This window comes from Salicibibacter kimchii (assembly GCF_003336365.1).
Taxonomy (GTDB): Bacteria; Bacillota; Bacilli; order Bacillales; family Marinococcaceae; genus Salicibibacter; species Salicibibacter kimchii.
Map to the genome: position 1 here is coordinate 1,498,414 of NZ_CP031092.1, position 14,981 is coordinate 1,513,394.

Here is a 14,981-nt window from a genome sequence, read left to right on the forward strand (position 1 = left end):
TCCTTCGGAAGACGAATCGTAAAGGTCGTACCCACATTCGGTTCGCTTTCAGCTTCAATCGTGCCTTCATGCGCCTCCAATAAGTGTTTAACAATGGCCAGTCCGAGGCCTGTGCCTCCCAAATCACGGCTCCTTGCTTTGTCAACGCGATAAAAACGTTCGAATATGCGCGGGAGGTCATTTTCGTCTATGCCTATCCCGGTATCACTCACTCGACAGACGATGAACTCGGCTTCCTCGTAAATATTGAGTTCTACTTTCCCGCCTTCTCCGGTGTAAGCGATGGCGTTCGTTAGCAAATTCAAGAGCATTTGCTTTATCCGAGCCACATCGCCAATCATTTCCGTGTTCCCCTCACTTGAAACGTTAAACTGTACCGATTTATCAGCTGCTTTTTTGCTTAATAAACGCTCCGTTTCTGCACCGATTTCCAAGAGATCGATCGGTTGTAGATCCAACTGGAAGTTGTGGGTTTCAATGCGTGACAACTCGAGCAAGTCGCTCACCAAATCCTGAAGTCGGTCACTTTCCTTCCAGATAATGTCCAAAAACTGTCCTTGAACGTCCTGATTCTCCATCGGCTCGTTGAGCAATGTTTCCGCGAACCCTTTAAGTGACGTGACCGGCGTCTTTAATTCATGGGAGACATTGGCCACAAAATCTTTCCGTATCTCTTCCAGCCGTTTCAAACCGGTGATATCATGCAAGACCACGACCACGCCGTGCAATTGGCTTTTGCTATTAATGACCGGCGTTCCGTAAGCTTCATAATGCTTGAGAGACCAGCTATCGTCAAAATGCAATTGCTCGTGCGCATGAGCCTCGGTTAAAAAGACACGCTGGATGAATTGAACAAAGTTGTGATCATGAATGCGATCATAATAAAGATGTTCTAACCATTCACTCGTATCCGTTTGAAAAATATCATCACACATGCGATTCGCAAGTGTTATACGGCCTCGCCCGTCAATAAACATGAGACCGCTACCCATGTTATCAATTAACGCTTCCAAGTTTTCTTGCTGGCGCTGATAGTTTGACGTTGTTTTTTGCAGATTGTAGGCCAGCGTATTAATAGAACGAGTTAATTGTCCCAGTTCTCCGCTTGTCTCATCATTCGTCCGCGCTTGATAGTTTCCTTTCGCAAGTTCATTCGCCATCGTCGTCACCTGGCCAATGGGGCGCGTAAGCCTTTGTGTCACCCGATAACCTAAGACGACAATGACAATAAGGGCGACCAGGAAACCCACGGCGATGATCATCCACATTTGACCTGTTGCTGCCTGGACAGTGTCAATGGGAAGGGCGAGCCTTACGTATCCCTCCCCTTCACCCATGGGGTGAGCATAATAGAGCAAGTTTCTTCCGACGGTCTCACTCTCGCGTATCGTTGCCCCCTCGGAATTCCCGGCTAATTGCACTTCTTCCCGATTAAGGTGGTTTTCCATTTCGTCGCCTTCAACGTCGGAAGACTCCGCGATAACTTCTCCATCTCCGGCAAGAAAAGTAACACGTAAATCGAGTTGCTCTCCGATCTCTTCACTGAGGGTTTGGGGGGCTTCATCGCTTTCTTGTACAACAGAAGCGACCATGCGCGCTTCTTTTTGCAGGCGGTCCACCGTTTCATCCATATACAAATCATTGATCAATTGGCCAATAAGAAAACCTAAAGCCGCGAGCGTCAGTAAAATAATGACCAATAAAGATATCATCAAACGGAAACGAAAGGCATTCATTGCTTATCCGGGCTTTCCATTTTATAGCCGATCCCCCGTACCGTTTTAATATACGAGGGTCTTTTTGTATCCGGTTCTATTTTTTCCCGCAAATGGCTAATATGCACATCGACAATCCGTGTATCGCCTACAAACTCATAATTCCAGACAGCATTCAGCAATTGATCCCTCGTCAAGACCCGTCCACGATGATGAATGAGGTAGAGCAGCAATTCGAATTCTTTCGGAGTGAGCTCGAGTTGATTTCCGTTAACAAAGGCTTCATAGTGATCCGGGTAAATGTTCATATCACCAAGGGTTTCTTTCTCCCGATCTGCCTCAACATCCGGAGATTTCATTGCCCTCATTTGTTCCACCCGGCGGATAATGGCCCGCACTCGCGCGACCAGTTCCCTCGGACTGAATGGTTTCGTCATATAATCGTCGGCACCGAGTTCCAAACCCAAAACTTTATCAAATTCTTCATCTTTCGCCGTTAACATGAGAATGGGAGCGTTCACCTGACGTTCCCGCAAATGTCGACATACGTCAAGCCCGTCCATTCCGGGCAACATTAAGTCGAGCACAATAAGATCATACGTGTGCTCCATTGCCAATTCCACTGCTGTGTGCCCGTCACCGGCGCTGTCAACGACATAGCCTTCTTTTTCAAGGTTGTAGGTTAATAGCATGACAATGGATTCTTCATCATCTACCACTAACAATTTATAAACCATAGGCTCGCTCCTTCACTCGCTCATTACCCCTCTATTATAACCTTATTACGGATTGAGATCATAGCGTTCACCTTTTTCGATAAACAATACTTGCTCGGAAATATTTGTGCAGTGATCACCTATGCGTTCGATCGAGCGTAAGATATAGGCCAACTGTAATAATTGCGGTGCCGTCGTTTGATCTACACGGGCATGACTCATCATCGTGTGAATCATTTGTTTATATTGTTGGTCTAACTGATTATCCATTTTTTCTAATTCCAAAGCTTTGGATGCATCCAATGTTTGAAAAGACGCTAAGGACTGCACAATCATTTCAAGCGCATCTTTTCCCATTTGATCCAACGTTTTCACTTCTGTAGCTAGATCTTGACCTTCAATTTGGGTGACGGATTTTGCCACTTCAACGGCAAGATCTCCGATCCGTTCCAAATCAGTGCCAACCTTAATACAGGCAATCACTTTACGAAGATCGGTGGCGACGGGTTGTTGCAGCGCGATGACATTGACGACCCGTTCATCTAAGCGTGTTTCGCATAGGTTAATATCTCGGTCACTTAAGATGACGGACTCCGCTAAACCCAGGTCTTGTAAATTCATCGCTTGCAAAGATCGATCCACAGCGTCATACGCAAGTTTACCCATATTTTTGATTTCAAAGTTTAAATGCTCCAGTTCTGTCGTTAATGGTTGTCTAGGCGTCATTCTTTAGTCCCCCTATCCGAACTTTCCAGTAATATAGTCTTCCGTTTGCTTCTCTGACGGATTGGAAAACAGCTGGCTCGTTTTGTTCGTTTCGATTAAATCTCCCATATATAAAAAAGCCGTTGTATCCGATAGCCGCGCTGCTTGTTCCATCTGATGGGTCACCATGATCACGGTATATTGACCTTGCAGTTTCCTGATTAAATCTTCAATCCCCATCGTGGAAATAGGATCGAGGGCTGAGGTTGGTTCATCCATCAGCAGCACATCCGGTTTGGTCGCAAGGGCACGTGCAATGCACAACCGCTGTTGCTGACCACCGGAAAGTCCACGGGCAGAATCATGAAGACGATCCTTGACTTCGTCCCATAAATAAGCCTCACTCAATGATTGCTCAACGATTTCCTGTAACTGGCGTTTTTTCTTAACACCGTGAATACGCGGGCCGTAGGCAACATTATCGAAAACACTTTTCGGAAAAGGATTGGGTTGTTGAAAAACCATACCAATTTGCTTTCGCAAGTCAATGGCATCAATTTTATCACTGAGAATATTTTTTCCTGAAAATGTAATGGATCCACTTAATTTCACGTCATCAGACATGGAACGAATAAGGAGGTTGAGTGTTTTTAAGAAGGTGGACTTCCCGCACCCGGAAGGACCGATGAGCGCGGTAATCTCTCCTTTATTAATATTCCAGTCAATGCCGTTAATGACCTGATTTTCACCGTAAGCAACCTTAAGATTTTCCGTTTCAAAAATGGCTTCTGTCAATGTTCTCCCTCCGTTACCCAAAAATTTTCGGCGATACATGTTAGGCAGACATCTTCTGAGTGTTAAGTTTGTGTGAAGCGTATATAGATACTCACCCAAATTTTCCTGTTATATAATCTTCTGTTTGCTTTTCTTTTGGGTTTGTAAATAATTGATTTGTTTCATCAGCTTCAATGACGAAACCATTAAGAAAAAACGCTGTTTTATCTGATATTCGTGATGCTTGCTGCATATTATGGGTGACGATCACAACCGTATAATTTTGCTTAAGTTCATTAATTAACGCTTCCACTTTAAAAGTGGCTAAAGGATCTAGAGCGGATGTTGGCTCATCCATTAAAATGATTTCAGGTTTAACCGCCGCTACCCGTGCAATACAAAGTCTTTGTTGCTGCCCACCGGAAAGACTTGTTCCACTCTCGCTCAATTTATCTTTCACTTCGTCCCACAGAGATGCTTGCCGCAAACTCTCTTCAACAATACCCATTAGTTCTTCTTTGTTCTTTATTCCATTTGCTCTAGGGCCGTATGCAACATTATCAAAAATACTTATTGGAAATGGATTCGGTTTTTGAAAAACCATCCCCACCGACTTTCTCAATTGAACAACATCAACACCGGGATCAAAAATATCTTGGTCTTCTATTCGTACGCTTCCTTTAACACTTGTTTTAGGAATCAAATCATTCATTCTATTTAATACACGTAAAAACGTTGTTTTTCCACAACCGGACGGACCGATAAGTGCAAAAACCTCATTTTCTTTTATATCCAATGAAACATTATTCAGCGCATGTGTTTGATCGTAAAAAAAATCCAATTGGTCAACTGATATTTTAACCTTTTTTTCTTGTTCACCTGTTATTCTAATCTTTTTTTCTTGTTCATCTGCCATTTCAACCTTTTTTTCTATTTGACTAATCATCTGGATCTACCCCCTATATAGTTTCTTATGCAGAAGAAAATCGCCTAACTAATAATTTAAATAAACCTGCAGCAACAAAATTAATGATTAATATAAGAACAATTAGAACTGCGCCTGAACCGAGTGCCATTTCCAAATCCCCGGTTTCCATTGCTACCAAGTACAAATGTAAAGCAAGTGTCCTGGTCCCATCAAATACGGATGTCACTAATAGAAGACTTCCACCTATAGTTAATAAAAAAGCTGCTGTTTCTCCAACAACACGCCCAATCGATAATATTAGACTTGTTGTCATACCTGGTAATGCTAATGGTAAAACTATTTTTTTAATCGTATGCCATCGTGTCGTACCAAGGGCCATACTTCCTTCTTTTAACGCATTTGGTACACTGCGAAGCGCTTCTTCCGAAGCACGAATAATAACGGGCAAAATCATCATCACGCCCGTTAAAGCGCCTGATAAAATTGAAAATCCCCCCGTATATTCTTCCAACATGAGAACAAAGAAAATAAAACCAAACATCCCAAATACAATAGACGGAACGCCTGCTAATAATTCCGTTGCGAATCGGAGAATTCTCTTAAATCGACCTTCAGGCATATATTCGTTCAAGTAAACGGCAGTTCCCACCCCAACAGGCGTTGCAATAATCATAGTAAGTGCAACTAAATAAATGGTTCCCATTATAGCCGGGAAAACGCCGCCTTCTTGCCCCATACTGCTAGGTTCCTCAAGTAGAAATTCCATACTAACCACTGAAAGCCCTTGGCTCATAATATAAAAGATAATGCCAAAGAGAGTAAGGAGTGTTAATGCTGCCGCTAGGCTCAACAAAGTAAAGGCGGCCCTTTGATTTCGTTTCACTTTAATCATGTGGTTTGATTTGACTTTGTCCATGGGGTTAATACTCCTTTTTCCTAAGAACTATCGAAACGGAATTGATAACAATGATAAAGATAAAAAGTATGATTCCCGTTGCAAATAATGCTTCGCGGTGCTCAGGACCGGCATAGCTCATTTCAAGCGCAATATTTCCCGTTAGCGTTCTAATAGGGGCAAAAATACCTTCCCAACCTGCCTCAGGAATTTGTACGGTATTTCCTACGACCATGATAATGGCCATCGTCTCTCCGATTGCCCGACCAACACCCAGAACGACCGCAGCAATCAAACCGGATTTGGCAGCAGGTACAACCACTCTATATATGCTCTGCCACTTAGATGACCCCAAGGCATAAGCAGCTTCTTTATGCTCAACGGGCACAGCCCGAATAGAATCTGCTGATATGGAAATAATGGTTGGCAAAATCATAATCGCCAATACAATGGCTCCTGCCAATAACGAATAGCCTGTTTGATAACTGGCTGGTAAGAAGTCACTTAAAGGACCACGCGTTAAAGCGCGAATGATATCTAAAATGACGACCATACCAAAAAGCCCAATGACAACCGAAGGAATACCTTCCATTAGCGTTACCGCCGGTTTAATAACTCGAGCAACTTTAGGAGGTGCTATTTCTACTAGGTAAACAGCAACAGCAATGCCAATTGGTGCACCAATAAAAATGGCCAGTAGTGTTGCCACCACTGATCCAATAATCATTGGAAAGATGCCATACACTTGATTCGTTGGATCCCATGTTGTTCCGAAAAGAAAGTCTGTAATGCCATAGTCAATCATGAATGGCATGCCTTCAATAAAAATAAAAAACGCAATAAGACCTAAAGATATGATAGCCGTTAAAGCCATTATAAATAGAAAATTTTTCACAATACTTTCTTCTATATTACTTTTAGTGGTTCTCTCCTTTTGTAAATTCAACGCGGCCACCCCATGACAGCTTATAAATTTATTTGAAAACACTTAGAGAACAGGATAGTTCATCCCTACCCTGTCCCTTTAAAACATTATTTTGCTTTGACAAATTACTCCTCAACGGAAATAAAATCATTATCTTCAACGACTTCCTGCCCTTCATCGCTGAGGATGAAATCGAGAAATGCTTGTGCTTCTTCGGTTGAAGATTCTTCTTCATTGGTCACATAATTAAATGGTCTAGACACATCATACTCTCCAGAACTGATGTTTTCATCAGTCGGTTCCGCACCATCAATGGCAAGTCCCTGAACAGAATCGTCCATGCTGCCTGTCGACATGTATCCTATTGCATTTGGATCATTAGCTACAGACTCAGACACGGCACCGGTAGAATTTTGAATAAGTGCACTGTCTACTAATGCTTCATCGCCTAATACGATGTCAGTAAATGCATCTCTTGTTCCTGACCCATCTTCACGGCTAACGACAACAATGTCTTGGTCATCTCCACCGACTTCTGACCAATTTGTAATCTCGCCGCTATAGATATCAGTAACATCCTCTAGTGCTAAATCTGATACTGGGTTGTCCGGGTGAGTAACAATCGCAATACCATCAATGGCAATAGGGGTAGCTTCGACACCTGTTTCGTCTTCTTCAAGTTCACGAGATGCTGCTCCATAATCTGCCGACCCATCTTGAGCAGCTGTCACACCTGCACCTGAACCACCACCGGAAACTTCGACTCTGACATCAGGCTGCCCTTCCATAAAAGCAGCTGCTAACTCTTCAGAAAGAGGTTGAACAGAAGTTGATCCAGTGATTGTTACATCACCTTCCAAACTGGCGGCTTCATTATCATTAGATTCTCCGTTGTCAGCTGCTTCTTCCCCTTCATCCGCCGATTCTTCTGTTTCTTCCTCTCCAGTATCTCCACCGCCATCAGCAGACGATTCGTCTCCACCGCACGCGGCAAGGACCATAATCATCATAACGGCCACAATCATGATGAGCCATTGTTTGTTGACTTTCATTCTCCATCTCCCCCTGATGAGTGTTTTTATTGAGTACACCTTCACTATAGTAGGTGAATGTAAAGGAGACATGTACTAAATGTAAAGATTGTGTAAAGGCGAATGAAATAATATTTTGACATATTAGTCTACATTTGAAGTCCAAAATAAATGAGTCTTAAATAAATTTTTACAAGAACATAATATTTCATTCAAACAAGCTTAAACTTTCTGCTGTAGCATTGAAAGATAGATGAGCATAATGGGCAGAAAGGATTGGTGTCATTCTAAATTACGGAAGGTACAATCGAGAATTTATAATGAACGATCGGAGGAAATTCAAATGAAAAAATTTTTTCCCTTATCTTTAGCTGCATCTTTGACGGTGTTGGCTTCCGCGTGCGGGGCAGATAACGTACAAGAGCAGGCAGGCGAAGCAGAGACCGAAGAAACAGAGAACGAGGCAGAAGATTCTGCGGACGACGAAGAAGCAGAAGAGGATGCCAGCGCGGATGGCGAAGTGAGCGGGACATTGTCGTTTTATACGTCCCAACCGGATGAAGATGCGGATGCGCTGATAGAAGGATTTAATGAAATCCATCCGGATGTTGAGGTGGAAGTCTTCCGCTCGGGAACGGAAGAAGTCATCAGCCGGCTGTTGGCAGAAGAGGAAGCCGGTTCCGCTCAAGCGGATGTCCTGCTTCTTGCGGATGCAGTGACGTTTGAAGGGTTGAAGGAAGACGATCTCCTTCATGAGTACGAGTCACCGGAACTCGATGCGATTCCTGAGCAATTTGTCGATGAAGATGGCATGTATACAGGCACGAAGATCATGTCGACGGTTCTCGCTTACAATACCGAACTCGTTGAAGATGAGCCCGTTTCATGGGCGGATTTGACGAGTGATGAAGCGGAAAATGAAGTGATCATGCCGAGCCCACTCTATTCCGGGGCTGCTGCATACAATGCTGGGGTTTTCAGCCGCACTGACGGGTTCGGTTGGGAATTTTATGAGGATCTCCATGAGAACGATACAACGACCGTTCAAGGAAATGGCGATGTCCTGCAAAATGTCGCCGGTGGAGAGAAAGCATATGGTATGGTCGTTGACTTTGTAGTTGCCAACGCAAAAGAAGAAGGCTCACCGATCGATTTGGTTTATCCGGAAGAAGGCGTGCCAGTCATTACCGAGCCGGTTGGCATTATGGATGACGCAGAAAATGTAGAAGCTGCAGAAGCGTTTGTCGATTTTATTCTGTCTGAGGAAGGGCAGGAACTGAGCACTGAAGTCGGCTATGTTCCGATCCGGGCAGAAATGGATCCTCCGGAAGATTTGCAGGGCGCCGAGGAAGTCGATGAACTTTCAGCCGATTTAAATGAAATGATGCAGACGCGTGATGAGGACACAGAAGAATTCAATATGATTTTTGGTGAATAAAATGGCAGACATTGAGCGACCAAAAGGGGATAAATCTCCCCTTTTGTTTTGGAAAAATCAACGTATAACAACCTACCTGATTTTCGGGATTATTTTTTTTATTTTTAATTACAGCGAGGTATTAAGTGAAGGCCGCACGTGGCAGATGATTGAAAATACAATGGTGATGGTGATCGGTTCGACGGCACTATCTGTAAGTCTGGGTTTATTTTTTGCATGGCTTGTCGCTTACAGCGATATACGGAAAAAATCTTTGTTGCAGATATTCATTCTTATCCCGTTCATTATTCCTTCTTATATAGTGTCCCTCTCATGGACAGAGCTGATGGGACGGACTGGTCCGTTTGCGAGTATGCTCGACATGCTCCCTTTTGACATCGAGCCTCTGAATATGTACTCGATGGGCGGGATGATCTTCGTACTCGGTTTATCGCATTTTCCGCTCGTGTATTTATTCACGGTCGGTGTGCTTCGTTCAATCCCGAGGGATCTGGAGTGGGCAGCCAAGTCCGGGGGAGCACCGTCCCACCGGGTTTTCCGCGAAGTGACACTGCCGTTGGCGTTACCTGGGCTCGCCAGTGGCGGATTGATCGCTTTTATCGCTAATTTAGACAACTTTGGGATTCCTGCTTTTTTGGGGATACCTGCTAACATCACCGTACTCAGCACTGCTATTTACCAGGAAGTGATCGGCTTTGGGTCCGATGCATTCTCGAGAGCGGCGACCCTCTCGGTCATTTTGGCGATTGTAGCGCTGATGGGCACGATGCTGCAATGGTGGCTCGTCAAAAAATCCAATCAATTGGAAACGACCCAGCAGGACCACGCACCCCGTTTTACCCTCGGCCGCTGGCGTATCGCCATCGAAACAGCTGTGTGGGGCTTCTTGCTGTTCATAACGATCGTACCAGTCCTGTCAATGTTGAGAACTTCATTGATCCAGGCGTACGGACTTCCGCTCACATCGGAGAACGCAACATTCTCCCATTATTTATTCGTGCTTTTTGAAAATGACCGCGCCCAAAGTGCAATCATGAACAGTATTTTCCTCGCGGGAACAACGACACTCTTCTGTTTGATTGTCGGAACAGCCTTCGCCTATTTACGCTCACGAAGACCGAACGCGTTAAACGGTATTTTAGAACTGTTCATCGCCCTTCCTTATGCACTCCCGGGAATGGTACTTGCACTCGCGATGATCTTTATGTGGCTTGAACCGATTCCAGGCTGGAATCCCGGTATCTACGGCACCATTGGCATTTTGCTCATTGCCTACATTACCCGTTTTCTTATCTTGCAAGTGCGGGGAAGCGCAACAGCCTTCAGCCAAGTGGATCGATCGATGGAAGAAGCCGCCCATGTTTTCGGGGCGAAAACGATGACTAAATGGAAAAGCATTCTTGTACCCCTCCTGCTACCGGGGCTGTTAAGCGGCGCGCTACTCGTCTTTTTGACAGCACTGACGGAGTTGACTGTATCATCCTTATTGTGGTCAAGCGGTTCGGAAACAATTGGACTCGTCATTTTCAACTTTGAACAAGCCGGCTATTCGACGTACTCTTCTGCCTTCTCCACTGTAATTGTTTTAACAATTCTGGTCGGGATGATCGGGTATTATGTCCTTCAGCAAATTTGGAAGAAAAGGGTGAATAATTCATGACCACAGAAGTTACCGGATTGAAGAAAAGATTCGGTGATGTCGAAGCACTTCACTCGATTTCTTTTTCATTGGAAAAAGGAGAATTCATTGCAATACTTGGCCCATCCGGATGCGGTAAAACTACGTTGCTCCGGTTGCTGGCCGGGTTTGAACAACCGACGGACGGTGAAATTTTTATTGAGGGAACGACGGTCGGAAGCAGAAACCGCAACATTTCGCCTGAGAAGCGCAACATCGGTATGGTTTTTCAGTCTCTCGCCCTTTGGCCGCATATGAATATTTATAAACAGGTGGAATTTCCTCTCCGGCATCACCCCTATACCCCGCGAGAGTTGAAAGCGGACAAACAGGCACGCGTGGAAGAGATGCTGCAACTCGTCGACCTTCACCATTTACGTGATCGCATGCCGAATCAGCTGTCGGGCGGACAAAAGCAACGGGTCGCCCTCGCCCGAGCGCTCGTCCATCAGCCATCGATCCTATTGATGGACGAACCTCTCAGTAGCTTGGATGCTGAACTTCGCGAAGAGATGAGAAGGGAAATCCAGATCCTGCATCGCAAAACGAAAAGTTCAATCCTGTACGTTACTCACGACCAGGAAGAAGCGCTTTCGATGGCAGATCGAATCATCATTATGAAAGACGGACAAGTGGAGCAGACCGGCACGCCGGAGGATATTTATTTACACCCGCAGACGCGGTTTGTCGCTACCTTTGTCAGCAAAGCTGCCCTAATTTCCGGGCATTGGGAAGGCGATCTTTTTCATCCCGATTCCGTACCTGAGGTTTGGGAAGGGAGTAGTGTGGCAGGAGAATTCAAAAAAGATGGGTTATACCCCGTCCGACCTGACGAATGGATCATTCAGGATACGGGGGACAATGGCTTGCCCGCAACGATATCGAACGTCCTTTATCAAGGACGGGAAATCCAGTACAGCGTTACCAGCGATACGGGGCAGACAGTGAATGTAGTGACGCCGATGAGCGAACGATACACCATCGGGGACACGGTTGCAATTCAGAAAAAAAGAAGCGGGCAAACTGATGGCAGTCGGGAAGGAATAGAACCTGATGCTTTAAGGGAAGCACAAGGCAGCTTTTAGGGGATAAGTAAAAGTTTTTGATAAAGAAAATATACAATCTATTAACATCAACTTTATACCCACTTAACATTTCTCTGTTAGACTAATATTAATTGACCCCCTCTTTTTTTGGACCCTCTTCACTGAAGGGGGTCTTTTTAATTGCTATAGACAAGTGATGATATAGATATGGACGAGAAATTCATGGGACTTTTCCCGCTGGGAACATATGTTGAAAACGATTGCGGACTACTTTGGCATGGAAGCAGTCGGACCTGAGCCGCTGACGCGAAAGTGAGGAGCATCTATCAAGGAATTCCAAGAAGAGAGCATTTTACCGACATTTGAATGAACAGAGGACAAGGGATCATCTATCTAATCTATATGAAATTGGTGATCCCTTTATATGTTTAACAGAATTACTTACAACCGACCATTATGGATCCAATAAGCGTACTCAGCTTCAGTGTTATCCTTGGAATCTTTCTTACAAACAAAATAAGATAAACTATAGCTGGCGGAAGTCTCGATTTCCATATCGAAAACAATGTTTTCACCTTACCATTCGGCTTCCCAGCATAAAAAAAGGGTAAATAGCCTCGCTGGACCCAAAAAGACCGAAGGTAGGAGAACACCAACGGTCACTTTTAAAGCGAAACGCGCTTCTAATTTTTATCAGCCAAAAACGACATTATACCAGCTGTTTAAAGGTCAGACCTTTCCTCCTTACGCCCACTTCTCGGTAATCATATCCGCTTGTGAAAGTAGAAGGTCAAAGGCATCATCTGGAATCAATTCCTCTGCTTGTTGATAGTTCAGGAGGTCTTCGAAGCCTCCCATGTGTTGAATGACTTTTTCTGCTTCTTCCTGATTTTCATAGTGATTGACAGCTGTTAAATGAACCGTTAATGCACGAGTTGCTTCGTCATTTGCGAATGCCCCATCTTCTGCCAATATCTCAACGGTTGTGATGATATCTGCTACGTCTTCCGCTGTTTCTTCATCTTCCGAAAAACTAATCTGTGTGAGCACTGGATCGTGGTCGCTCACTCTGCCATGTTCTTCGGCAAAATCAGCATTAATATTGACGATATCAGCTTCGGCATTTTCCGCTAGGTGATTACTGACGAGAATATGATCCAACACTTGTGAATTGCCTTCAAAATTATACGTATACCGTTCTTCCTCAGGAAGCTCCGTAATCATATTCGTTAAATGTTCATCAGTGAGAACATCCAGGGGTGGTGCAAACTGGAAATCATTCAAATCACCCATGACGACAACATTGGACTCATCATCCACTGACTTGATGTCTTCAACGAAGTCGTTCACTGCTTCCGCTTGTTCGATCCTTTGAGGTTCGGTCACCAATTCCGGAGGTTGGTTCTCCCCGAAAAGCGGATCATCAGCAGACTTCGCATTGAAATGGTTGTTAATCAAAATAATCTCTTCGTCATTAAATTCGAATTCAACTGCCAATGGTTTACGGGAATCCTCGAATGCTTCATTTTCAGGATCTACCCTTCCCGGGTTCAGTGATAATCCGTCTTCATCGAAATCCACGGCTGTCGTTGCGTCCCCTTCCGGTTTTTCTGTTAATGAGACACGATCGGGATTGTACAAGTAACCGACACGAATGTTACCTCCCGGTTGTCCGCCATCCTGATTGTCCTCCGGTGCAATATCAGTAAAATCATATGTCGGTCCACCCGCTGACTCGATCTCATCAATCAGCGTTTGATAGCTTTCACTCGCATCAGTTGTTCCGTCATCTGCCGAGCCATTATTGTCTTGAACCTCGACGAGTCCAATAATATCCGGGTTTTGTAAATGGTCATTAATGGATTGTGCTAATTCGGCTGTTTTTTCAGGAGCGGTTTCCGCTGAAAAATTTTCTATATTGTATGTGGCGACAGTAAGGTCCTCTTCATCCTGCGTGATCGATGTCACTTCTCGTTCCGTCCCGCCATCTTCGACTTCAGGCAGTGTGTCTGTCGGTCTGATTTTATAATTGCCAAAGTCATAATCGACGACCCCAATGACAGACCCGTCAAATTTATCGCCTACTTTTGCCGTCACATCAGGGGCATCAATGAACATTCTCTCAGGGTTAAATTGATCTTCATCAATCACAACGCCGCCCGCAGGTGACCGGGGTTTATCATCGCCGTTGTCCACGACGACAGGGATCTCATCGAAAGATGGAGGGCCAACTACTTCAGCATCATCGAGTTGAACGAGCATCCCTTCCAGGCTCTCGTAATAATCAATGCCATACGATTCTGGGTCAAACTCGCTTAACCCCTCTGAAGCGATATGCTCCGTGGGTTGCACATAAGCCTCCTTACCAATGACCACTGGGTCAGGCAATTCATTCCCGGATGACTCGATGTCAATGTTGGATGGGTCGATTTCAGTGGTTGTTAATTCACCATCGTAACCATATTCATCAATTAAACCATCGACGTATACCAAATCCCCGACCTCTACTTGTTCATTCGGTTGAAATACATAGATGCCTTCGGCCGTCCGCATGTCTCCATCAGGTTCAAGATCCTGCATGTGAAAGCCATTTTCATCAATGTTCGTTACGATTCCCTCGACTTCTGCAACATGCTCTCCCTCATAAGGTGAACGATGTTCAGCACCTTGAATATCGTGAATACGAAGACCTTCAATAGCCTCAGGGTCTTCTTCATCTTCGTGCTGCATATTCCGTGGGTTTTGCATACCCGGTCCGCCAAAGTAATCTTCGAGACTGCCGGTGACCTGAATTTTTTCACCAACGATTTCAGGGTTCGTTTGTAATCCGTAATCGCTGCGAAAATCAGCAGTGATTTGCACCGGCATTATATGATCCGGATCTGTCTCTGAACTCGAATCAGCCAATGCCAAATTATAATCATTACTAAATGGGGGTTCGAAATTATAGCTATTTGGCGCGGTTGTATGCCCGACAATATAGCCCTCGACCGTTCCCGATCCGTAGTTGTCGGCCATCGCTTCTTCAACCGTTAAAATACCATCATCTGCGCTACTGACCTTCATCGGCACGACCGTAGCCGACAGGAGGACAACCATCAACGCACCACATATCGATTTTCTCAGCATT

General features: G+C 44.7%; 11 protein-coding genes and 1 pseudogene. 3 read left to right on the forward strand and 9 right to left on the reverse strand.

Translation table 11 applies throughout. The features are described from left to right. Window positions 1–11: 11 nt before the first annotated feature. From pnpS to DT065_RS07510, 8 genes and pseudogenes are all read right to left on the reverse strand, one after another. Window positions 12–1,736, reverse strand: a pseudogene (pnpS, locus tag DT065_RS07475) (two-component system histidine kinase PnpS); the annotation flags it as partial. Then, window positions 1,733–2,452 carry a response regulator transcription factor gene (locus DT065_RS07480; protein ID WP_114372172.1) on the reverse strand — a complete coding sequence of 240 codons (720 nt, stop codon included), beginning with the start codon at window positions 2,450–2,452 and terminating at the stop codon, window positions 1,733–1,735. The gene DT065_RS07480 and the pseudogene pnpS, both read right to left, overlap by 4 nt. Window positions 2,453–2,497: 45 nt before the next feature. Continuing rightward, window positions 2,498–3,157 (reverse strand): phosphate signaling complex protein PhoU, encoded by a 660-nt coding sequence (phoU, locus tag DT065_RS07485; RefSeq protein ID WP_114372174.1) that lies wholly within the window; start codon window positions 3,155–3,157, stop codon window positions 2,498–2,500. A 12-nt stretch (window positions 3,158–3,169) separates the two neighbouring features. Then, the gene (pstB, locus tag DT065_RS07490; RefSeq protein ID WP_114372176.1) at window positions 3,170–3,970 is read right to left on the reverse strand and encodes a phosphate ABC transporter ATP-binding protein PstB; all 801 of its coding nucleotides are present in this window, start codon (window positions 3,968–3,970) and stop codon (window positions 3,170–3,172) included. Between the two features lie 52 nt (window positions 3,971–4,022). Continuing rightward, window positions 4,023–4,796 (reverse strand): phosphate ABC transporter ATP-binding protein PstB, encoded by a 774-nt coding sequence (pstB, locus tag DT065_RS07495; protein WP_522731609.1) that lies wholly within the window; start codon window positions 4,794–4,796, stop codon window positions 4,023–4,025. Window positions 4,797–4,881: 85 nt separating this feature from the next. Further along, window positions 4,882–5,754 carry a phosphate ABC transporter permease PstA gene (gene pstA / locus DT065_RS07500; protein ID WP_227002760.1) on the reverse strand — a complete coding sequence of 291 codons (873 nt, stop codon included), beginning with the start codon at window positions 5,752–5,754 and terminating at the stop codon, window positions 4,882–4,884. 4 nt (window positions 5,755–5,758) lie between these two features. Next, window positions 5,759–6,679, reverse strand: coding sequence for a phosphate ABC transporter permease subunit PstC (pstC, locus tag DT065_RS07505; protein ID WP_227002761.1), 921 nt, complete (start codon window positions 6,677–6,679; stop codon window positions 5,759–5,761). Between the two features lie 104 nt (window positions 6,680–6,783). Further along, window positions 6,784–7,710 (reverse strand): phosphate ABC transporter substrate-binding protein, encoded by a 927-nt coding sequence (locus DT065_RS07510; RefSeq protein WP_227002762.1) that lies wholly within the window; start codon window positions 7,708–7,710, stop codon window positions 6,784–6,786. A gap of 322 nt (window positions 7,711–8,032) precedes the next feature. On the opposite strand from DT065_RS07510, the gene DT065_RS07515 reads away from it, so the two are divergent. The 3 genes from DT065_RS07515 to DT065_RS07525 are packed head-to-tail and all read left to right on the forward strand — an operon-like array spanning window position 8,033 to window position 11,890. Next, window positions 8,033–9,127 carry an ABC transporter substrate-binding protein gene (locus DT065_RS07515; protein ID WP_114372180.1) on the forward strand — a complete coding sequence of 365 codons (1,095 nt, stop codon included), beginning with the start codon at window positions 8,033–8,035 and terminating at the stop codon, window positions 9,125–9,127. A 1-nt stretch (window position 9,128) separates the two neighbouring features. Next, window positions 9,129–10,787, forward strand: a complete 1,659-nt coding sequence (locus tag DT065_RS07520; protein WP_114372182.1) for an ABC transporter permease — start codon at window positions 9,129–9,131, stop codon at window positions 10,785–10,787. Further along, entirely contained in the window at window positions 10,784–11,890 is a 1,107-nt protein-coding gene (locus tag DT065_RS07525; protein WP_114372184.1) for an ABC transporter ATP-binding protein, read from the forward strand. The genes DT065_RS07520 and DT065_RS07525 overlap by 4 nt, the downstream gene beginning before the upstream one ends. A 705-nt stretch (window positions 11,891–12,595) precedes the next feature. On the opposite strand, the gene DT065_RS07530 is transcribed toward DT065_RS07525, so the two are convergent. Continuing rightward, complete coding sequence (locus DT065_RS07530) at window positions 12,596–14,980, reverse strand: DUF8508 domain-containing protein (RefSeq protein ID WP_114372186.1); 2,385 nt, start codon at window positions 14,978–14,980, stop codon at window positions 12,596–12,598. Between the last annotated feature and the right edge of the window lies 1 nt (window position 14,981).